This is a genomic window from Arthrobacter phoenicis, from assembly GCF_047238215.1.
In the GTDB taxonomy this organism is placed as follows: domain Bacteria; phylum Actinomycetota; class Actinomycetes; order Actinomycetales; family Micrococcaceae; genus Arthrobacter.
Genome location: NZ_JBDFMK010000001.1, coordinates 2,913,758 through 2,935,476 on the forward strand (window position 1 = coordinate 2,913,758; position 21,719 = coordinate 2,935,476).

Below are 21,719 nucleotides of genomic sequence, written 5' to 3' on the forward strand. Positions count from 1 at the left end.
CCTCCGCGCTCCAGAGTAGGGTTTGCCGACGGCGCGGGGCCGACGAACAAGCGGTATGTGGACAACCCAAGGTCACTGCGGAGGCCCCCGTCGCCGTGCTCGGACGCAGTTTCAGGGCCTGACTCGGGTACGCTAGAGCAGCAGACATTGCCTAACGCTGTGCTGCCCGCATTCAAACCAGGAGATTTTGTGACCGCTGACCTCGTCATCGTAGGGTCGGGCTTTTTCGGCCTGACAATCGCAGAACAGGCCGCCTCTGAGCTGGGCTTGAAGGTCGTCGTCATCGACCGCCGCCATCACATCGGCGGCAATGCCTACAGCGAAAAGGAGGAGAAGACCGGAATCGAAGTTCACCGCTACGGTGCCCACCTCTTCCACACCTCCAACGAACGCGTTTGGGAGTACGTGAACCGATTCACGACGTTCACCAACTACGTGCACAAGGTCTACGGCGTCCACAAGGGCGAGGTTTACTCCCTGCCGATTAACCTGGCGACGATCAACCAGTTCTTCCGCGCAAACATGACCCCGGGCCAGGCCCAGGATCTGATCAAGGAACAGGCCGGCGAGCTCGCGGGTACTGATCCGCAGAACCTCAACGACAAGGGCATCCAGCTGATTGGCCGCCCGCTGTACGAGGCGTTCATCAAGCACTACACCGGTAAGCAGTGGCAGACGGACCCCAAGGACCTGCCCGCAGGCATCATCTCGCGGCTCCCGGTGCGGTACAACTACGACAACCGCTACTTCAACGACAAGTACGAGGGCCTTCCGACCAACGGTTACACCGCATGGATCGAGAAGATGGCGGAGCACCCGAACATCGAGGTCCGGCTGAACACGGATTTCTTCGACGAGTCGCACGAATACTCCAAGAACAAGGTCGTCGGGAACATCCCCGTCGTCTACACCGGTCCCGTGGACCGCTACTTTGACTACGCCGAGGGTGACCTTTCCTGGCGCACCATCGACTTCGAGGAAGAGGTACTCGACGTCGGCGATTTCCAGGGCACCTCCGTTGTCAATTACAACGACGACGACGTCCGGTACACCCGCATCATTGAGCCGCGCCACTTCCACCCGGAGCGCGACTACCAGACTGAAAAGACCGTCATCATGCGGGAGTTCTCGCGAGCGGCAGAAAAGGGCGACGAGCCTTACTACCCGATCAACACCCCCACGGACCGGGACCGCCTCCTGAAGTACCGCGACCTTGCCGCCGCCGAAAAGGATGTCCTCTTCGGTGGTCGCCTCGGCACGTACAAGTACCTGGACATGCACATGGCCATCGGTTCAGCCCTGACGATGTTCGAGAACAAAATCCGCCCGCACTTCGAAGCCGGCGCCACGATTGAAAGCGGAGGAGTGGACGCATGAGCATGTCAACTGCGAACCACAAGGAAGAAGCCAATGCGGTAACGGAAGACGTCGCCGCTGAGTGGGGTGTTCTACAGCGCGTTATCTTGCCCAGCGCAAGCCAGATGGACACGGCGCCCTTGTACATGGATATGGGCACGGCCACCGGCATTCAGCTCCCGACGATCGGCGACGGAGACGGTAAGGTCGCCAAGCCGCGAACCATCAGCAGCCCCACAAAAGAGGCTCACGTCGAAGACTTCCTTTCCCGGCATTCCACTTCCGTCCGGTCGGGTGAGCGAGTCTCCTTCGGCACGTACTTCAACGCTTTCCCAGCCAGTTACTGGCGTCGGTGGACCACCGTCGAAAAGGTGCGCCTGCAGGTTCGGACCCAGGGAACCGGTTCTGTCATCGTTTATAAGTCGAACGCTAGAGGTTCTCTCCAGCGCGTGGATACCCGCCGTGTAGAGGGAACTTCGGAGAGCCACTTTGAACTGTCACTGGCTCCTTTCGGAGACGGTGGATGGTACTGGTTCGATCTGTTGGCTGGAACTGAGCCACTCGTGATGATCGATGCGGAATGGCAAGGCGTCAGCGTTGACAAAGCTCCCGGCTCGGTGACGCTGCAGATCACGACCCTTAACAAGACTGATTTCTGCCTGAACAACCTGCGTCTGCTGGCCGACAGTGCCGAGGCGCTTGCCCACGTGCAGGAGATCCTCATTGTCGACCAAGGGACGCAGAAACTCTCGGATGCGCAGGGTTTCGAGGCCGTCAAGAAATCCCTGGGCGGAAAGCTCCGAATCATCAACCAGTCAAACCTGGGCGGGTCCGGAGGATTTGCCCGCGGCATGTTTGAGGCCGTCGAAAACGGCAGTGACTATGTTCTGCTTATGGACGACGACATCGTGGTCGAACCCGAGAGTATCGTCCGCCTTCTCACCTTCGCCGATCGATGCAAGACCCCGACCCTCGTTGGCGGGCACATGTTCGACCTGTACAACCGGACGGTTTTGCATACGTTCGGTGAGGTAGTAAACCCCTACCGATTCCAGCCGGCTCTGCCTAGTGAGGACATGATCCTGGGTCACGATTTCCTCTCATCGAACCTGCGCCAGACGTCTTGGCTGCACCGTCGTTGCGATGTCGATTACAACGGGTGGTGGATGTGCCTCATTCCCACCCAGGTCATCAAGGAAATCGGCCTCTCGCTTCCACTGTTTATCAAGTGGGATGACGCCGAATACGGGCTGCGGGCGAAGGCCCACGGATACCCGACGGTTTCGCTCCCGGGCTCTGCCGTCTGGCACGTGTCCTGGATCGACAAGGATGACCTCGTGGGCTGGCAAGCCTATTTCCACGCTCGGAACCGAGTCGTGGCAGCGCTTCTTCACAGCCCCTACGAGTTCGGGGGCGACGTCGTTCGGGCATCGCAGTTTGGCGACGTAAAGCACATGGTGTCCATGCAGTACGCGACCGCCCAAGGCCGGCAGTGGGCCCTCCAGGACGTGCTCAAGGGGCCAGACGCTCTCCCCGAGCTGCTCTCCACGAAGCTCCCTGAAATTCGTTCGATGATGTCGGGACACTCCGACGCCGTCTTCCGTCCCAACCCGGAGGACTTCCCGGCGCCGAAAATGGACAAACCGCCCCGGCGTGGCCACGGGCCCTCGCAGCCATCGCGGATCACCCTCTTGCCGTGGGCCGCCAAAACAATTGCCCGGCAGCTCGTCAAGCCGGTCACGGGCACCAGCTCCGAACGTCCGCAGACGACGATAGCCCATCAGGACAACCGCTGGTGGCGCATGGCTCAGTACGACAGTGCAGTAGTGACCAATGCCGAAGGAACCGGGGCGTCGTGGTACCGCCGCGACCCCCAGCAGCTGCGAAAGATGCTGACCGAGAGTGGTCGTCTTCATGCCGCGCTGCTCCGGGAGTGGAGTGCCCTGAGTGAGAAGTACAAGGCGTCCATGAATGAGCTCACGTCGATCGAATCCTGGCGGAAGACGTTTGAGCAGCATACGCAGAATGAGATCAAGTGAGCGTAATTTCGACCGGGGAGTTGACCACTCCCGGATTAGGCGGGGGACTGCGCGATATTAAGCAGTCGGGCTTCCTGCTCAAGTTGTTGGTGCGGAAAGAACTCAAGGTTCGTTACCGCGGCTCTGTCCTTGGCCTTCTATGGTCCTATGTGAAGCCGGGCGTTCAGTTCGTCGTATTTTATGTAGCCTTGGGTATCTTCCTTGGATTGGAACGGAGTGCCAGGAACCCGGAAGGATTGGCTAACTACGCCGTCTACCTATTCTCCGGCATCGTACTAATCAACTTCTTTTCGGAAGCGCTGGGCAACGCAGCACGGTCCATCGTGATGAATGGCAATTTGATCAAGAAGATCTACCTTCCGCGCGAGCTGTTCCCGGTGGCATCCGTGTGGGTCTCAGCAGTCCACTTCTTCCCTCAACTGGTGGTTCTCGTGATCGGGTGCGTCTTTGCGGGATGGCACCCCAATCTGATCCAGCTCCTTGCTGCGCTGGCCGGGTTCATCATTGTGGGAATGCTGGCGACTGGGCTGGGCCTGCTTTTCGGTGCGGCCAATGTTTACTTCCGCGACTCAGAGAACCTCGTCGACATGCTACTGATGGTTGCAACCTGGGCGTCCCCGGTCATGTATGCATGGTCCATGGTCGAGCAAAAGCTTGGAAGCACCGCCTTCGGCATCTATCAAGCGAACCCGATCACCATAGGGGTGGAACTATTCCACTATGCGTTCTGGTTTCCGACGACGGACGGTTCAACAGCGATGCCCCCGAATCTTTTCGGCCTGTGGCTGCCGGTTGGCCTCGTCGTTGCGGTAGTCATCGTTTCGTTGGGTCAATTCACCTTTCGGCGCCTTGAGGGCCGTTTCGCACAGGAGCTTTGAGTGGTCACGGCGATCGAAGTATCTAATATCAGCAAACAGTTCGTACTACGCCACACCAGGTCTCTGAAGGAGGCTGTGGTGTGGCTGGCGAAGGGGCGCAAAGGCGACCTCTCCGAAAAGTTCCATGCGTTGAAGAACGTGTCCGTGGAAGTCCAGGCGGGCGAAACAGTGGCGTTGCTCGGTCTGAACGGCTCGGGAAAGTCGACCCTGTTGAAGCACATCTCGGGAGTCATGCTTCCCGACTCGGGCACGGTCAAGACCCGGGGCCGCGTTGCTGGCCTGATTGAGGTTGGCGCCGGCTTCCACCCCGACCTGTCGGGCAGGGACAACGTCTTCCTCAATGGGGCTATCCTCGGCATGACCGAGCAGCAGGTCAAGGACCGGTTTGACGACATTGTCGAATTCTCGGAGATCGGCCAGTTCATCGATACCGAGGTCAAGTTCTACTCATCCGGAATGTACCTGCGCCTCGCCTTCTCCGTGGCTGTACACACCGATCCCGAGGTCTTCCTTATCGATGAGATCCTCGCCGTCGGCGATGAACCTTTTCAGCGAAAGTGCATCGGCAAGATCCAGGAACTCGCCCGCGACGGAAAAACCTTGGTTGTCGTTAGTCACGACCTCGATCTGGTCTCCCGAATATGTGAGCGTGGAGTCGTCCTCGAGCATGGGAAGCTCATGTTCGACGGTCCAATCGATGAGGCCGTGGCTCTGCTGCGTTCATAGTTGCTAGGACTTCAGGGACCTGAGGGGATGAAATGCGACGTGTCAGGACGTGCGCTTTGGTGGCCCCGCCCTTTATTAACAGGGAGAGGCTTGACCAGACTGAGAACGACTTCCTGCATGGTGACAGTCACCTCAACAACGCTTTGGCCTCTGCCACGGCGGAGCGGATACCGTTCGGACTCAGTCACGTAGTATTCGGGAGGTGCGACGGCGATACATTTCTCGCCCGCGCCAGTCAATGTATGGAGGAAATTCGTGTCGTGGTGGTCGATAGTCCCGCATCTTTGCTTGGGGATCGGGGTGCTGTTTGTACCGGGACTCTGCGTTGGCTGGGTCAGTAGGCTACGGGGGATCGCACTGCTGGCCGTCGCGCCGGCCATTACAGTCTCCATTGTTGCGGTCGCTGCGTTGATCGCTCCCTTGATTAACATGCGGTGGTCGATTGTCCCGGTTGGGATATTCGCACTGGTAGTTGCCGCCATCGCGTGGGTGGCTACGAAACTGCTCTCTCCAGTTGGGGCGGCTGAACGTCCCCGAACCCGATCGCCGATCAATTGGCTGAACGCGGGGGGACACTCGCTGGCCTTGGTTGCAGCGGCATTCCTCATATCACGTCGTCTCGTCGTCGCCTTCGGCCGCCCGGAAGCCTTTTCGCAGACCTTCGACAATGTCTTCCACCTCAACGCCGTGCGTTACATCCTTGATACAGGCTCCGGTTCATCGATCACTGTTAGCGGCATGACCGGCGGAGGCTTCTACCCCGCGGCCTGGCATGATCTCGTAGCTTTGATTGCAGTCAGCACCGGTGCATCGATCCCTGTTTCAGTCAATGTCATCAACTTGATTGTCGGTTCAATCGTTTGGCCTCTCGGGTGCATTTTCCTCGCGCACAAGGTCCTCGGTGAACGCGTAGCCGTTAGCGTCGCGGCGGGAATTCTCTCTGCAGCGTTCGGCGCTTTTCCACTCCTGCTCTTGGACTTCGGGGTCCTTTACCCGAACTTCCTAGGGAACGCCCTTCTACCGATAGCCGTAGCATTGGGAATTCAAGCCCTGGGACTGGGCTGGTCGCGCTCCGCGTCGGCGGCAGTCTCATGGCTCCTCTTCGCCGCGGTGCTTCCCGGCCTCACCTTGGCCCACCCGAGCAGTACGATGGCACTCCTGGCCATGTTGCTGCCCCCCCTCCTGATCTTATGGGCAAGGGGAGTTATCGCTATTCGACGCCGCTCGCAGCATGTAGCTCTCCGCCTTGGTGGAATGGCATTACTGCTGCTGGTCGGCTTGGGCGCCGTCGGTGTCCTCTGGAAGGCCATACGTCCTCCGGAGGTCGCCGCTTTTTGGCCGCCCCTTGAAACTACCGGACGCGCGATCGGTGAGGTGCTGACAAGTTCGGCTATCGGTCGGTCAGTGTCATGGGCGGTCGCGTTGCTGGCGGTTGCAGGGCTTATCTCAATAATTCGACGACGCCAGCAGTACTGGCTCATCGGCATGTTCGTGGTGATCGCGTCGTTGTTCGTGATCGTGGCGTCATTTCCGTTCGGTGACCTTCGGACATTCTTCACGGGTGTCTGGTACAACGATCCTCCCCGGTTGGCCTCGCTGTTGCCGATGGTGCTCCTGCCCTTCGCTGTCGTTGGCGCGGTGCGAGGGTGGGACGGGTGGCTGGAGCCCCAGCTTCGTGGGCTGGCCTCAAGGAGCAGCCGGAAGACTCCGCTGGCGGCCTCAAAACCTCTAGCGGCCGTGGGTGCTGTGGCCGTCATTTGTCTGTTGACGCTCGCAACGCAGCAGGCCAACGTCCGGGAAGCAACAAATTCGGCAGCGGCCGGTTACCGACTGGCCAACGATTCGCCGCTTGTCTCTTCGGACGAAATGACACTCATGAATCGACTACCCGCTGAGGTACCCCAAGACGCGGTCCTGGTCGGTAACCCTTGGAATGGCAGCGCTCTGGCTTATGCATTCACCGGGAGGAAACTCGTTCAACTCCACATGCTAAGCGAACTTCCCTCGGGAGCCGCGGAGCTATTCACGCACCTCAACGCGGCAAAAACTGATCCGACGATCTGCCCAATCGTTCAGAAGTTGCATGTTGGCTACGTACTGGACTTTGGCCATCAGGAGGTCCACGGGGGAGACAACGGGTTCCGTGGGCTGGATAACCTTGTGGCCTCCGGTGTAGCGAGCCTTGTTGACTCTCAAGGTCAAGCAAAAATCTATAAGTTGACTGCCTGCGGGCAGTGACACATCAACGTAGTAGGAGTGTCGGTATGACAATTGCCCTGACCGGAAGCAACGGCTTCCTCGGATGGCACACCCGTGTACTTGCTCATAGCCTGGACAGGACAACGGAGCCTCTGCCTCTCGGAGACAAGTTCGACATCGGCTCGGCCACAGGGCTCATGGAGAGGGCTACAACCCTTGTCCATATAGCAGGCGTCAACCGCGGTGACGACGTCGCCGTCCGAGAAGGCAACGTGAGATTCGCCCAGCAACTCGCCAAGGCACTGGGCGAGGCCACATCGGTTCCAGGCACGGTGGTCTACGCCAACTCCATCCAGGCCGGCAACCAGAGTCCTTACGGTCAGGGGAAGCAAGAGGCCGGCCGGATTCTAAGGAAGGCAGCCGAAGATGCCGGCGCGACCTTCGTTGACGTAAAGCTTCCGAATCTCTTCGGTGAGCACGGGAAGCCCTTCTACAACTCGGTCGTCGCAACCTTCTGCCAGCTCGCTTCGGAAGGCAAACCTCTGGAGGTAAAGGAGGATAAAGAACTGCGGCTTTTGCACGTGCAGACGGCTGCAGAAGTTCTACTGGGAATTCATGCGCCCGACGCAGCCCACAATTTGGCAACAGTCAGGAAAGTGAGCGAAGTTGCGGAACTGATAGGGTCCATGGCCCATTCGTACGCGGACGGCACTATTCCAGATATTGCAAATACATTTGAACGTGATCTGTTTAATACCTATAGGTCATTTTTGGTCGGCGAGCGGCTTCCCATCATGCTGAATCGGAAGGAAGACGCCCGAGGTGCCTTTTTTGAAGTCATCCGCAGCGCTGGCGGGGAGGGGCAGGCCTCTTTCTCGACCACGGAGCCAGGCGTGACGCGGGGGCAGCACTACCACCGGCGTAAAATCGAGCGATTTACGGTTCTTTCAGGTACCGCCGAAATCGCTATGCGAAAAATGTTCTCTAACGAGGTTCTCACGTTCCCTGTGACCGGTGAAAATCCAGTTGCTATCGATATGCCGACAATGTGGTCCCATAACATCACCAATGTTGGATCGGATAAGCTTTACACCATGTTCTGGATCAACGAAATATTTGACCCAGCCTCTCCCGACACCTTCCCGGAGGAAGTATGACCGACGCTGGCCGCAGGCTAAAAGTACTGACCATAGTAGGAACGCGACCGGAGATCATCCGCTTGGCGGCTACGATCCGACGGCTTGATCGCAGCACCGACCATGTGCTGGTCCACACGGGGCAGAACTACGACTATGAACTCAATGAGGTTTTTTTCGAGGACCTCGGGCTGAGGAAGCCCGACCACTTTCTTGAAGCCGACACCTCATCCCTCGGCGCGGTCTTGGGTTCGATACTAGCCAAGACCGAGGAAGTGCTGCTGGCCGAAAAACCTGACGCCATGGTCGTTCTGGGTGACACCAACAGTTGTATCTCTGCCCTCATGGCCAAGCGTATGAGAATCCCCGTTTACCACATGGAAGCAGGGAACCGTTGCTTCGATGAGAACGTGCCAGAGGAGACCAACCGCCGCCTGGTCGATCACGTAGCAGACTACAACCTCGTCTACACCGAACACGCCCGCCGCAATCTCCTGGCGGAAGGGCTTCACCCCTCAAGGATCCTCCTGACAGGTTCTCCGATGAAGGAGGTGCTGCAGGGTAATGCCGACGCCATTTCCAGCAGCGACGTTCTTGAGAAGCAGAACCTCACCTCAGGCGGCTACTTCATGGTGAGCGTTCACCGTGAAGAGAATGTGGACAGCCCGGAACGTCTGGCGGAGATCCTCAAAGCCCTCCAGACGCTGAGCCGCCGGTACGAAGTTCCGGTCCTGGTGTCGACCCACCCGCGTACTCGCAAAAGGCTCGAAAGCCAGCCGGAAGAGCTGAAGGAGGGACTGCGCTTCCACCCCCCGTTCGGCTTCAACGACTACGTGAAGCTCCAGCAGGAAGCAAAGCTGGTCCTCTCCGACAGCGGGACCATCAGCGAAGAATCCTCACTGCTCGGCTTCCCCGCCGTCACGCTAAGGGACGCTATTGAGCGGCCTGAATCGCTCGACACTGCGGCCATCATCACGACGGGTGTCACCGCTGATGCGATCGTGGACGCAATTGAGATTGTCTTGGATCAGTTCCAGAACGACGGACCGCCAGTCGTTCCCGCTGATTACCAAATCAGTGATACGTCGCGCCGGACGGTGAACTTCATTCGGTCGACTGCCCACACGCACCACCAGCGGACGGGAATTTTCGTCAACATTGACAGGAACCGCTGACCACCGCTGAGGACGACTGCGTCATGGTTCGCCAAGCCGCAGTCTGATCGGCTCGTCGAGGACTTTCGTCGCGAATACAGACGCCCCGCTGGATAATCCGGCGGGGCGTTTGCTGTTATTGGGACGGGGCGGACCCGGCCGTTGGAGACTAGTAGGTTACTTCGGTCCCCGCGCTCTTTAGTAAGTTATGATCCGGGAGGCATATTCCGGGAATGCAGCCCGCAGTTCGGGCAGGAGCTCTGGATCGACCAAGACATCGAGTTCCGGCATTTTCTCCAATATGGCAATCATTGCGTTGGGCACCTTGGAAGGACCTTTATATAGCGGACTTACCAGGGGAATGGCAGGTTCGACCTTGTTCGTCCACTTGCCTTGAAGCGTCAGTGACCACTGCGCCGCTAGGAGGGGGTCAAAGAAGTCGTTGAAGCCGGCGTAGATGAAGGTTCGTTCCTGCTTGACCCGGGATATGGCGAGGAGCTTGGGAATCAGCGGCGGCATTGATCCCGAGAGTGCGGTCGTTTGCTGAAGGAGTGCGGTGGCGCCACTTGCGGTGGGCTTGAGCCCTTGCTCGCTCATTCCGGTAAAGGGCAGTCCAAAAAACTGAGTCGCCCCCAGGGTCGTCAGTAACGACGCTGCCACGAAGGTCTTACGGCCGCTTTTCTTGAGAAGGATCGGTGACCAGAGTTCCGCAACACCAATCACGGTGCAGACGATGGCGACAATTTCCACTGCCAGGAACGATTTGTGGAAGTAGTAAGTCACAGATCCCGACTGCACAAGTTGGAAGATGCCAAGCGCCAGCAGGAGCGCCGCCCCAAAGAGCGGTGTAGCCAGGACATGTAAAGAAGTGAGCGTTCCGTGTCTGTGCTCCTCGCTTCCGGCCTTGCGCCGCGAGAAGAAGGCAAGGGCAACAAAAGCGTTAGCGATGACGCAGAGGACAGCGACGCCGGTGTCAGCCAAAGCGATCCCGCCGTTCGTCGTGAGCACGTCGCCAGCGGAGAGCGCGTGGAGCTGCCAGACAGCAGCGCCCAGTGCAGCCACGCCGACGACCGCTATGGCGGACTGTACGGTGACGTCCCAACTCCTTAGCTGCGTACGGTGGCGAATCAAGTGCCATCCATAAACGGCGACGCTGGGCAGGCAGAGGACGAGGAGGAGAATCCAGCCGTGGGCCACTCCCACCAGAGCCATCGTAAGGGCGGACGAAGCAAGCGACGGCGGGATGACCCGCCTCAGTTGAACTATGGCGATGCACGCCACACAGAGAGCCACACCCAGCCCGAAGTTGGGGAACGCACCGAACACCGGAATCGATCCGGGACCCACAATCCAGGCCGTTGCGACGATCGTGACGAGCGGCAGCGTGACAAGGAAATTCCGCCGTAGTACCGGGAGTGAAGTCAATCCAGCGATGACCATCACTGTGCCGAGAATCGTCACCGCCCCGATCAGCCGGCAAAAGAGCACGAGCTCCTCGCCCGGATCGCCCGGTTTGCTGCCGGCGACAACTTCCGCCAATGTCGCTAACAGCGAGTGGAACCCTTGAGGGTATGTCGCGGCGGACCAGGGGCTGCCGTCCGCGGCGGCCGGGAGGACAGCCAAGACCGCCCCATGGTTTCGAATCATGTCGTACATGTTGAAATGGGGTGCAAAGTCCCATGATCTGGTGAGAAGCAGAAGTGCTTCCTCAGGGGAGCGGACCGAAATGAATCCCTGAACCGCCCAGAGAGAAGCAAGGGCCGCTACGACAGGCAGAATGTCAACGACGTTTGCATACGGCAAAAACGCTCGGAGAGGCCGCCGCGTCACGATCCAGAAAGCTGCTGAAGCCGTAAGACCGGCAGCCGCTAACGCTAGAACGAAGGAGCCGCGGTCAAGCCCTGGCATGGGACCGGAGTACCACCAGATCATCGGTGCCAAGCCAGCGATGCCGACACTGGCAACAAGAATGCGCTGGGAGAAGCTCCGCGACGTCGGAATGAGGAGCAGGACGAAACCCAGGAGAATTCCGAAGCGCCAACCCGTCAGTGCTCCAGAGTGTCGCACGGCTACAACGGCAAGAAACGCGAGAAAAGAAATGACCAGGAGCAGCAGTATCTGGAAGAGTGAGAGTTTTGGTCCGCCGGTGGGCCGGTTGCGCGGGCGCGCACTCCGGGTTGGTGCTGATGAAACTGATTGCAGATCCGGGCTGAGCATGATTCCTTAGCGGTCGTGGTCAGCCGGCATTTCCCCCGATGTCACGACCTTCGTTAATCCAGGGCACCTCGAAAGGCGCGGAAAAGGTACAGAGTAGACACCTATGAGTCTACCGTTCACGATGGCCGTCCTTACGTGGTGTGAGGCCCTAGTCCTTGGGGGATTGCGGACCAGTCTCCAGTCGCGGCGTTTCGCCCCGCGGACCTGCGGTAGACAACGCATGGAATTCGTGTTCCAGCCGCTCTACCGCGGTGCGCATGATGGCGACTTCCTCCGCAAGGGTGCGGTTCTCGTCCTCCACGACGGAGAGTTCCCACGAAAGATGAAGACAGACGCCCAGCAGCAGGACAATGCACAGGGCAAAGAGCAAGTTCGATGCAACTTGGATACCGACAATCTTGCTGACGCCCGTGAGGAGGTCGGGCCAACCGGCCAGAACCAGGGCACTGGCGCCGATGATGAGCCACAGCGCGGCGTATTTCTCACGGAACACCTTCCGGCGGACCAGTTCCAGAACGATCGCAACCATGACGAGGGCGAAGATGAATGGAGGCAGTGTGTTTCCCATCAGGCGTTGCTTTCCCCTACGGCTATCTGTGATCGGCTGCGTGTCATTGCAAAAAGTAAGGCAAATACGGACCTAAGCAGGTAGATGGCAGATTTTGCAGGATTATGGCTGGGCGTCCCGCCCTGGCGCGGCCGCATGGCCACGGGGATCTGGGTCACCCTGCACCCCGATTTGATCGCAACTACCAACGAATCAATGGTGTCGCCAAGATACTCGGCCGGATAGTGATCCAAGTACTGTGCGATGGCTCTCTTATTCCCGGCACGGAACCCCGACGTGACGTCGGTAAGCTTCGTCCGAGCAAGACGCGAGATCACAGCCGCCAAAAACACCATCGCCCACTGCCGGGGACCGGAAACTTTATAATCGCCCTTGGAGGCGAAGCGGGCGCCGATGGCGATGTCTGCCGACTCCAGCCCCTCCAGGACGGAGGAGATCTCCCGCGGATCGTGTTGACCGTCGGCGTCCACCTGGATGACGGCATCGTAGTTGTGGCGGTCGGCATACTTGAACCCGGCGCGCATCGCGCCTCCCACACCCATGTTGAAGGGGAGGCGGAGGACGGTTGCGCCGGCGGCCGCTGCCACATCGGCCGTTCGGTCCGTTGAGCCATCATCAACAACCAGAACGTCGTAGCCTTCGTTCAGATTGATCACTTCGGCGACCGTGGTTCCAACGGTTTCGCCTTCGTTCCAAGCTGGCATGATCACTAACACATGGCGGGCGTCTGGGCTAAGCATGATGCAGATTCTACGCTGAAACGCATCTGCGCCGAATTCGTGTCCCGCCTTCGGAGGGCTTTACAGCCGCCTCCATCCCCGGGGCGCTGGTATTATCTAACGGTTGCAGCCCATGTTCGTTGCCGCAGCCACCCTGCAGACCAAGGAGACAAGTTGTTCAAGAACAAGACACTTTTGATTACCGGGGGCACTGGCTCGTTTGGGAACACTGTACTGAAGCACTTCCTGCACACCGATATCGGCGAGATCAGGATCTTCTCGCGGGACGAGAAGAAGCAGGACGATATGCGGAAGGCATACAACAACGACAAATTGAAGTTCTATATCGGGGATGTGCGGAACATCGAGAGTGTCCGCGAAGCAGTCCGCGGCGTCGACTTCATCTTTCATGCGGCAGCTCTGAAGCAGGTTCCATCGTGCGAGTTCTTCCCGATGGAAGCCGTTCGCACCAATGTCCTGGGGACCGACAACGTGCTCACCGCGGCCATCGACGCCGGCGTCAAGAATGTTGTCTGCCTGTCCACCGACAAGGCCGCCTATCCGATCAATGCTATGGGTACGTCCAAGGCGATGATGGAGAAGGTTGTCATTGCGAAGTCGCGCAACGTGGATCCGGCGGACACCCTCATCTCCTGCACCCGCTACGGTAACGTCATGGCTTCACGCGGCTCAGTGATCCCGTTGTTCGCGGATCAGATCCGGGCAGGGAAGCCCCTGACCGTAACGGATCCACACATGACGCGCTTCCTTATGAATCTCGATGAAGCCGTTGAGCTCGTTCTTTTTGCGTTTAAAAATGCCAACCAGGGTGATCTCTTCGTTCAGAAGGCGGATGCCTCAACCGTCGGTGACCTGGCCACGGCCATGAAGCGTCTCTTTAACTCGGACGTCGACATCAACGTCATTGGCACCCGCCACGGCGAGAAGGCCCATGAGACCCTGCTGACCCGCGAAGAGCGCGCTAAATCCGAGGACCTTGGCGGCTACTTCCGCGTTCCAGCCGACACCCGGGATCTCAATTACGAGAAGTTTGTAGACTCTGGTGACATTGTCAACGAAGAACTCGAGGAATACACCTCACACAACACGCAGCAGTTGACCGTCGATGAGATCATCGAAAAGATCAAGACGACGGATTATGTACAGGAACTCCTGCCGTCCATCACTCCGGTCCCGTAAGAATGACATCTCGCCCCAAGGTGCTTGTAGTCGGGCAGCACTTCTGGCCTGAAGGTTTTCGCATCAATGATATTTGCGATTTTCTGGTCGAGTCAGATGTGGATGTGGAGGTACTCTGTGGATTGCCTAACTATCCGCAGGGAGCGCTCTTCCCAGGCTACACGTGGCGGGGACCCTACAAACAGAATCACAAAGGCATCACTATCTACCGGGCCCCGGAAATTCCGCGGGGCGATAATTCCAGCCAGCGTATTTTCTTGAATTATGTATCCTTTCCGCTGGGCAGTCTTTTGCATCTGCCACGGTTGCTCTTCGGAAGATACGATAAGATCTTCCTTTATCAGCTTTCGCCGGTAATGATGTCAATCACCGGGATACTCTTGTCGAAGCTTCGCGGCATCGAGTCGACAATGTATGTGCTCGACCTTTGGCCGGAAAATCTCTTCTCTGTTCTGGACATAAAGAACCGCTTCTTACGCCGCCTGGTCGAGCGAGTCTCCCACTGGCACTACCGCCAGCCCGACAAAATCATTGTCTTGTCGGAACAAATGCGAGCAAAGATTCAGAGCATTAGCGGTCTACCGGACGATCGTCTGGCCGTCGTTCCGCAGGCATGCGAAAGCCTGTACGAACAGGAAATCTTTGACGAGGATTTGGCCTCGCGACTCGGTGACGGGTTCAAAGTTGTCTTCACGGGGAACATCAGCCCGGCTCAGTCATTCGAAACCATGATCGACGCGGCTGCACTGCTCAAAAGGGAAGGCCTCACCGGTATTTCTTGGATCATCGTCGGGGACGGCATGAGCCGCAACGAAGTCGAGCAACAGGTCAAAGATCGCGGTCTCGAGGACGTTTTTCGGTTTGAGGGTCATCACCCCGTCACCGATGTCCCCAAGTACACGACACTCGCGGACGTCCTAGTTGGTTGCCTGGTGAAGAGCGACCTGCTGGAGGCGACCATACCGGCAAAGGTCATGTCATACATTGCGTCCGGACGGCCGCTCGCTCTCGCCATGGATGGCGAAGTTCGCTCGCTTGTGGAAGACCAGGCGCAGTGCGGCCTCGTTGGACCGGCTGGCGACAGCGAAGGTCTGGCGGACAATATCCGACGGCTTTACGAACTGTCAGCCGAGGACCGCCGAGGTCTTGGCGGAAACGGTAAGGCATACCACTTTGCCAATCTAGAGCGGAGCATTGTCCTTGGCCGGCTGAAGAACTTTCTGCTCTCACCGGCTTGATTAGGCGCACTGGCAGTTTTTCGGCATGCCGCAGCGCCAGTCTCAGCGGTGTTCCTATGGGCCCGCCTCTCACCGCTGTGGCTCGGCCCAGGTCTCCCGCCGGGGCTTTCGGGGCTCTTCAAGGTTTATGGGGAAATTGATTCCGCGGATGAGTGTCATGCCGCCGTCCGGACGGCACTGGTCATGAGGATAATCGATTTGTAGTTCCCTGCGTTGCGGTAGCCGCGGGCGGTGCGTTTGATGTGTTTGATTCCGGTGTTGTTGGCTTCGACCTTGCCGGTTGTGGCGCCGGTGACGATGAGGACTTCGATCTCGTTCCACCACCGGCAGACAGTGCGGTAGAGCTTGTTCGTCTCCGGCCTTCCGGCGGCTTCAACGAGGGTCATGAGTTCCTCTTTCGCCGCGGCGGCGTCAGCCAGCGAGTTGGTGCGCAGCAGCGCCCGCAGCTTTTCCTTGACCTTCCAGACTGCCTCGAGCTTGCCGGTGGCGTCATCGGCGGTGAAGACCTCAGCCAGGCGGTGGGCCGCGGGGTCAGAGAGCTTGTCGCCGGCGCGCAGGAGCAGCATCCGGTGGGCCCAGGCCTTGTCGATGCCGCGGCCGCGGCGGCCCTTGACCTGCTGGGAGAGGTTCTGCCGGGCCTCTGTCACCGCCTGGTTGGCCAGGGACACCAAGTGGAAGTGATCGACCGCGACAGCGGTGCGGGGAAGCCACATCCTCAACGCTTTCCGGAATGCGGCCGAGGGGTCGATCGCAACGACCTGCACGCCCAGCCGCCACTGAAGCGGGCGGGCGAAGAGCCAGTCGCCAACGCCCTTGTGGTCCCGGCCATCGACCACACCCAAGACCTGCCCGGTGTCCAGATCCACGATGGTGGTCATCCACGGCTCGTGCCGGATCCACGAGCTGGAGTCCGGGTCACGGAAATACCGCACGGATCGGAACCGGTGTTCGTCGATGCCCAGCATGCGGGGGCTGAGCTCATCCACGTCCGGCAGCGTCAGAAGGCAGGCTTCGTTCAGCGCGGCACGGACCATCCACCAGGACACCGCGAACGCAGCGGCCGTCTCGGACACGGCCCTGCCGGAATTGATGACCGCATCAACGACGTGGTCCCGGAGCCGGCCCGTGGAACGGGCGCGGCGCGGGACCTGGGCGGTGGATTCAAAGAAGGAAAGCCGCGGGCAGGCCGGTTCCTCGCAATGCCAGCGGTACTTGGACCAGAGCACCTCCACGGCGCCGGCGACAGGGATATCCCGGATCCGTTGGAGGCGCCGTTCCTTCCGCCGCGTCGCGACAACACCGCAGCTCGGGCAGCCTGGTGGCTGGTCTGTTTCGACGATGATCTGGCGGCGCCCGTCTTCCAGCACGGTGACGGAGAGGACGCGGTAGTCGGGCAGGTTGAAGATGCTGGTGGCAGCGTCGAACGCCACGAAGGTAGGCTCAGTCAAGGCTCGTGGTCCTGTTCCTGGTTGAATGCTAGACACACTCATCCCAGCAGGGCCACGGGCCCCTTTTTTAGCTACGACACGAAATCAGTTCCCCACGAACCGCGAAGAGCCGCTTTCGGCGGGTTCAGTTCTATTGCCGTGGAAGCGCGCTGGACAGTCCGACGCCGCCAATGAGCCGAACGTTATCGTCAGCTCGGCGACGTTTCAGGACGCCGAGGCGGTTCTTCTGGCGCGAATCATCCGGGCAATGGCCAGGGAGTGGACCAGAATCCCAGCGATAGGCCCGAGCGACAGACTGAAGATGCTCCTGACCTCCACTCCGGCTGGGAGCAACAGGATTGCGACTGCAACTACAGTGGCGGTCAACCAGCCTGCGGAGTACGCGCGGTGTTGACCCAAACCTATGACGATCGTGCCGAGAAGGGTAAGGACGGCCATCAGTACTGCTGCAAGCGTCAGTGCCGCCAGCGCCCATCCTGCTACCGCGTAGCTGGGGCCGAAAACGAGCATCAGCCACGGCCCCACTATCCAAGCAGCGATGGCTCCTACGACTCCTATCGCAAGGAGGATACCCAACGGCTTCCGAAGGGTCCTCCATCCGTTGTGTGGGTTCTTCACAACTTCGGATAATGCCACGCCTTGAAACGCCTGCAAAGGGACCATGATGGGTGCCCTTGTGAGCGAGATGGCCAAAAGTATGGGGGCGGAGAGGGCGTAGTCGGCCGGGGATGTCGTCAGCTTCAATAAAATTGGAAAGGCAACGATAAGGGCGGCGGAGGATGCCGCCGACAGTAGGGCATGGCCCGTGTTTTGTAGCAACCGGGGGAGGGCGACGTCGCCTCTGGCCGCTAGAGCGCTCCGGCCGCCGGGTGAGACCAGCAAGACCAGCAGCCATGCAGCAAGCGCGGCTAGACAGGCCATTTCGAGCCCAATAAGGGACGCAGTGGCTACGGCTGCCAAGGCGATGGCACCCAGACGCAAGAGTGCTTCAAGGGACACTAGGCCGGCAAACAGCGTCCATTGATCGCTGCCTTGGGCGGCACCTGCCAATGTGGCGTGGCAGGAGAAAAGAACGGCAGTCAGGATAAGGGCCGCAACAACCAGGGCGGCGTCTTGATGAAACACGAAGGTGGTTAGCAGTGGCGAGAGTGCCGCGATCACAACTGCCGCAGCGAGCCCAACGATCAACCCGGACGTGAAGACCCTCGAGCCGTTGGCGGTCGCAGCGTCGGTCTTGAGCCGTGCCGCCCCGACAGCTCTGGTTGTCTCGGCCTGGACACCGCCCAGGACGCCGCAGACGAAGAACAACGCCGCCCAAAAGGAGAGGAATTCCGCGTTATCGGCGGGTGATAAAGCGTGGCTTGTGAGAAACAGGATAACTATCCCGGCCGCCGCTGCCGTAATAGATGCCGCTCCTACGCGGGCTGCGGATTTGGCGGAAATTCTTCCACCATCGCCGGGGGAGTCATCCGGGACGAACTCGGAGGATTGCGTAATATCCGTCAAATCGGGTCTTTCACGTAGTTCTGAAGCAGCTCTGCTGCCGGTGTCGCTAAACAGCTAATCGCCCGGGAGCGACGACAGACCATGTTCTCGAACGACGCCAAGGTCGTGCTGGACCATAGCCGCCACAATGTCTTCAAAAGTGGCGGTCGCCCGCCAACCCAGGGTGTCGGATATTTTTGTGGCGTCACCCCGCATTTCGGGAGCATCCACTGGACGACGGAATTTCGGGTTGACGTCGATCAGAGACAGTCCCTCCGAAACGCCTGCCGCGAGGAACGCGGCCTCGGCAAAGTCCCGAACGCTGCGTGAGACTCCCGTGGCCACCACAAAGTCCTCCGGCTGTTCGGCAGAAGCGATGCGAACCATGGCGTCGACGTAGTCCGGGGCCCATCCGAAGTCTCGGACTGCGTCGAGATTTCCCAGGCTCAGGCGTTCCTTAAGTCCAAGCGCGATGGCCGCCACACCGAGAGTGATCCGTCGAGTAACGAAGCTCGACGGCCGGCGAAGTGACTCGTGGTTATAAAGGACGGCAGAACTGGCGAAGAGTCCCCGGGCCCGGTACGTGCCCACGGCATGATGGGCCAGCGCCTTGGCCGCACCATAGGGCGTGATTGGCCTCAGGGGGGTGCCCTCATTTTGGGGCACTTCTTTGGCTTGACCGAAAATCTCGGCACTCGATGCCTGAAGGAACCTGATCTCGCGCCCTGTGCGGTTTTGAAGTTGCCAAGCGGCTTCGAGCATGGCCACTGCGGCGGCGCCGGTGCTGACAACTGTCTCATAGGGTCGTTCCCATGACGCAGCCACGGAACTGATTCCCCCAAGGTTGAAAATAGTGTCCGGGGCAAGGTCGCCAATTAGCTCTGCGAGGCGTGACGGGTCCGAAAGATCTCCTTCGTGGAGCGTCACACCGCCGGCCTCGTGCTGCCGAGGATTGGCATCCTCGGCTCGAACCATCCCGTGGACGTCCCAGCCGGCTTCAACCAGCTGCTCGGCCAAGTAGGAGCCGTCCTGGCCCGAGATCCCAGTCACTAGCGCTCTCTGGGGGTGGCCGGACCCGCCACGGGATGACTCCAGCGTCATTTGGCGAGCAACCGCTGTTCCACAAGGTCGCTCTCGACCATCATGGTTACCAGCTCATTGAAGGAAACCTTTGGCTTCCAGCCCAGAACGCGCTGTGCTTTCGTTGCATCGCCAATGAGCAGGTCAACTTCGGCAGGCCGCATGAACCGGGGGTCCTGGCGGACGTAACGACGCCAGTCTTCCAGCCCGGCTGCAGCGAATGCGGCCTCGAGAAGCTCTTCAATGGAGTGGGTTTCGCCCGTAGAGATGACGTAGTCATCTGCTTCCGGCTGCTGCAGCATGAGCCACATAGCCTCGACATAGTCGCCCGCGAAGCCCCAGTCCCGCTTGGCATCCAAGTTCCCCAAGACGATCTCATCCTGCAGGCCGAGTTTGATGCGCGCAACAGCCTGGGACACTTTGCGGGTAACGAACTCAGGGCCGCGCCGGGGAGACTCGTGGTTGAACAGGATGCCACTGGATGCGTGCATTCCGTAGGACTCGCGGTAGTTGATCGTCATGTAGTGACCGAACACCTTCGCAACGCCGTAAGGGGAGCGCGGCCAAAGGAGGGTCTCCTCCTTCTGCGGGACTTGCTGGACCTTGCCGAACATCTCCGAAGAGGAGGCCTGATAGAACCGGACCTTGCTCACGTCGTCACCAGCGTACAAGCGGGTGGCCTCGAGAATGTTCAGGACGCCCTTTCCAGTGACGTCCGACGTCATTGACGCGTTTTCCCACGAGTACGCTACGAAGGAGATGGCGCCCAGGTTGTAGATTTCGTCGGGCTGGGCGATGCCCAGGACGCGGACCAGCGAGGAGACGTCGGTGAGGTCCCCGGTCAGGAGCTTTACGCCGGGAACAGTCTTGCTAACCAGCTCGTATTTCGGGTTGTTCTGTCCCCGGATGAGGCCGAAAACTTCGTATCCCTTGGAGAGCAGGAGCTCCGCAAGATAGAGACCGTCCTGACCGGTGATGCCGGTAATGAGCGCACGAGGCATGGGGGAATTTCCTTTAAGTCGAAGAGTCACGCACAGCCACTATATAGGGTGACTACCGGAGACCTGTTGAGTTAAACCTTTGTGAGAGCGCGCTGCTGCACAGCATAGCGATAGGCCGCTTCGTGAGCTTCGGCGCATTTTTCCCACGTAAAGCTCCGAACTTGCTCAAACCCCTTGGCTTGAAGCTCGGAGGTCCGCCCAATGGCTTCGACGATTGCGTCGGCGATGGCCCGGGGCGAGTGAGGATCGAACATCACGGCCGCATCGCCACACACTTCCGGGAGTGAACCCGCGGTGGATGAGGCCACCGGGCAACCGGATGCCATGGCTTCCAAAGGAGGAAGGCCGAACCCTTCGTAGAGGCTCGGAAAAACGAGGCATTTAGCCTTTCGGTAGAGCTCAAGAAGCTCCTGAAACGGAACCAGGCCCTTGACGTTGACGTTCGCGGGAACATCGCTGAGGCCTTCCAAGCCCCCTCCCGTCAGCACGAGCGTGAGCTCCGGCCGCTCCGTCATCAAGAGTCTCATTGCTTCAAAGAGCACCGAGTGGTTCTTATGCGCCCACCCCCGGGCCGGATAAAAGATGAAATTATCTCTTTCGCCGATATTGGGGGTGAACTGTTCCGAGTCGACGGCCAAGTGTGCGGTGAAGACCTTCTCGGGTGCAATTCCCAAGTGTTCGACGATCGTGCGTTTGGCGAAATCGCTGATGGTCACGACGGCGTCGGCCTTTCGCGCCGCGCGCTCATAGAAGAAACTCCGGTAGATCCGCTCAACGCGGCTGAAGAGGTGCGGAAGGTCACGGTGCTGGACGTCGCAAAGAGACTGCACAGTCGCCATGGACCGCGGCGGAGAGGGAAGATTGACGGCGAAAGGAACGTGGAAGACGTCGTTGCCTTCCATTCTCGCCACGAGTCCTTTGCGATGTAGGAAGCCTTGGATGAGCGTCGTGATCCTCTCCTTGGACGACGGCCCGCCCGAAACTTCCGGGCACACCACTTCGGATATCTCACCGGAGAAACCCTTCCCTACCCCGCTAACGAAGGTCGTCGCGGCGACTCCCTTGGTGCTGGCCAGCCCGCGGAGCAACCCGCGAGCGTAAGTTTCGCCACCACCCATCGCCCCGGGGACCAACGTCAACATCGCGATTGCGACTCGGAGAGGTCGGTTAGTGGGAGCGGGCCCGTCGGTCATTTGATCTTCGCGCATCAGTCAAGCTTAGCCTGCGGTGCATGGGGCCCGCCGCAGTGCACGTTCGTTGGGAGCGACACTTGCT

17 protein-coding genes are annotated in these 21,719 nt (G+C 59.4%); 9 read left to right on the forward strand and 8 right to left on the reverse strand.

From position 1 onward, the window contains the following. The first annotated feature begins 189 nt into the window (after positions 1-189). The 7 genes from glf (at position 190) to wecB (ending at position 9,509) form a co-directional block, all read left to right on the forward strand. Entirely contained in the window at positions 190-1,377 is a 1,188-nt protein-coding gene (glf, locus tag ABC337_RS13685; protein WP_412883500.1) for a UDP-galactopyranose mutase, read from the forward strand. A 2-nt stretch (positions 1,378-1,379) separates the two neighbouring features. Then, positions 1,380-3,395: a glycosyltransferase gene (locus ABC337_RS13690; RefSeq protein WP_412884923.1), complete on the forward strand. Its 2,016-nt coding sequence runs from the start codon at positions 1,380-1,382 to the stop codon at positions 3,393-3,395. Continuing rightward, complete coding sequence (locus tag ABC337_RS13695; protein ID WP_412883499.1) at positions 3,392-4,273, forward strand: ABC transporter permease; 882 nt, start codon at positions 3,392-3,394, stop codon at positions 4,271-4,273. Before ABC337_RS13690 ends, ABC337_RS13695 begins: the two co-directional genes overlap by 4 nt. Beyond that, positions 4,274-4,999: an ABC transporter ATP-binding protein gene (locus ABC337_RS13700; protein ID WP_412883498.1), complete on the forward strand. Its 726-nt coding sequence runs from the start codon at positions 4,274-4,276 to the stop codon at positions 4,997-4,999. A 300-nt stretch (positions 5,000-5,299) separates the two neighbouring features. Further along, positions 5,300-7,237, forward strand: coding sequence for a DUF6541 family protein (locus tag ABC337_RS13705; protein ID WP_412893307.1), 1,938 nt, complete (start codon positions 5,300-5,302; stop codon positions 7,235-7,237). A 26-nt stretch (positions 7,238-7,263) separates the two neighbouring features. Beyond that, positions 7,264-8,355, forward strand: a complete 1,092-nt coding sequence (locus ABC337_RS13710) for a polysaccharide biosynthesis C-terminal domain-containing protein (RefSeq protein ID WP_412883496.1) — start codon at positions 7,264-7,266, stop codon at positions 8,353-8,355. Continuing rightward, positions 8,352-9,509, forward strand: a complete 1,158-nt coding sequence (wecB, locus tag ABC337_RS13715) for a non-hydrolyzing UDP-N-acetylglucosamine 2-epimerase (RefSeq protein ID WP_290255667.1) — start codon at positions 8,352-8,354, stop codon at positions 9,507-9,509. The genes ABC337_RS13710 and wecB overlap by 4 nt, the downstream gene beginning before the upstream one ends. A gap of 177 nt (positions 9,510-9,686) precedes the next feature. Here the strand turns inward: wecB and ABC337_RS13720 are convergent, their stop codons facing one another. The 3 genes from ABC337_RS13720 to ABC337_RS13730 form a co-directional block, all read right to left on the reverse strand. Next, complete coding sequence (locus ABC337_RS13720; RefSeq protein WP_412883495.1) at positions 9,687-11,705, reverse strand: hypothetical protein; 2,019 nt, start codon at positions 11,703-11,705, stop codon at positions 9,687-9,689. Positions 11,706-11,853: 148 nt separating this feature from the next. Then, entirely contained in the window at positions 11,854-12,273 is a 420-nt protein-coding gene (locus tag ABC337_RS13725; RefSeq protein WP_412883494.1) for a DUF2304 domain-containing protein, read from the reverse strand. After that, positions 12,273-13,013 carry a glycosyltransferase family 2 protein gene (locus ABC337_RS13730; RefSeq protein ID WP_412883493.1) on the reverse strand — a complete coding sequence of 247 codons (741 nt, stop codon included), beginning with the start codon at positions 13,011-13,013 and terminating at the stop codon, positions 12,273-12,275. Before ABC337_RS13730 ends, ABC337_RS13725 begins: the two co-directional genes overlap by 1 nt. A gap of 153 nt (positions 13,014-13,166) precedes the next feature. Here ABC337_RS13730 and ABC337_RS13735 point away from each other — a divergent pair, with 153 nt between their 5' ends. Both ABC337_RS13735 and ABC337_RS13740 read left to right on the forward strand, forming a co-directional pair. Then, positions 13,167-14,192 (forward strand): polysaccharide biosynthesis protein, encoded by a 1,026-nt coding sequence (locus tag ABC337_RS13735; RefSeq protein ID WP_412883492.1) that lies wholly within the window; start codon positions 13,167-13,169, stop codon positions 14,190-14,192. Between the two features lie 2 nt (positions 14,193-14,194). Further along, positions 14,195-15,430, forward strand: a complete 1,236-nt coding sequence (locus ABC337_RS13740; protein WP_412883491.1) for a glycosyltransferase family 4 protein — start codon at positions 14,195-14,197, stop codon at positions 15,428-15,430. A gap of 155 nt (positions 15,431-15,585) precedes the next feature. Here the strand turns inward: ABC337_RS13740 and ABC337_RS13745 are convergent, their stop codons facing one another. From ABC337_RS13745 to ABC337_RS13765, 5 genes are all read right to left on the reverse strand, one after another. Next, on the reverse strand, positions 15,586-16,878 hold the full coding sequence (locus tag ABC337_RS13745) for an ISL3 family transposase (RefSeq protein WP_412883490.1): 1,293 nt from the start codon (positions 16,876-16,878) through the stop codon (positions 15,586-15,588). Between the two features lie 204 nt (positions 16,879-17,082). After that, complete coding sequence (locus ABC337_RS13750) at positions 17,083-18,384, reverse strand: hypothetical protein (protein ID WP_412883489.1); 1,302 nt, start codon at positions 18,382-18,384, stop codon at positions 17,083-17,085. 54 nt (positions 18,385-18,438) lie between these two features. Next, positions 18,439-19,464, reverse strand: a complete 1,026-nt coding sequence (locus ABC337_RS13755; protein ID WP_412883488.1) for a GDP-mannose 4,6-dehydratase — start codon at positions 19,462-19,464, stop codon at positions 18,439-18,441. Next, on the reverse strand, positions 19,461-20,444 hold the full coding sequence (locus ABC337_RS13760) for a GDP-mannose 4,6-dehydratase (protein WP_290255659.1): 984 nt from the start codon (positions 20,442-20,444) through the stop codon (positions 19,461-19,463). The genes ABC337_RS13755 and ABC337_RS13760 overlap by 4 nt, the downstream gene beginning before the upstream one ends. Before the next feature lie 71 nt (positions 20,445-20,515). Beyond that, complete coding sequence (locus ABC337_RS13765; protein ID WP_412893238.1) at positions 20,516-21,652, reverse strand: glycosyltransferase family 4 protein; 1,137 nt, start codon at positions 21,650-21,652, stop codon at positions 20,516-20,518. Positions 21,653-21,719: the final 67 nt, after the last annotated feature.